At 42.3% G+C, this 260-nt stretch carries 1 protein-coding gene; it reads right to left on the reverse strand.

The genetic code is table 11. The features are described from left to right. Positions 1-190: hypothetical protein (locus ACWXWW_RS18140; protein ID WP_455971418.1), on the reverse strand; the 190-nt coding region annotated here is incomplete at its 3' end. Positions 191-260 lie beyond the last annotated feature (70 nt).

Genomic DNA, 260 nt, shown 5'->3' on the forward strand with positions numbered 1-260 from the left:
GGCTCGCTGTGATGCTTACTTCAATCGTCACAACCTTTTCCTCACCTTCGATTAATTCGGAAAGGGCTCTCATGGCAGCTGCACGAACTGCAGGTGAGTTAGCTTCAGGTGCTGTATTCGAGTTGATAACGGTATCCAGGTTGTGGGATTTGCCGTTAATGGTGCCCTTAAATAAAATTTTGTAATCCATGATAACTCCTTAAATAACAGTTTATTAAATCATTTAAGAGGATAACACGTGAAGCTATCCAGCATCCACG

This window comes from Microbacterium sp. KNMS (assembly GCF_053851835.1).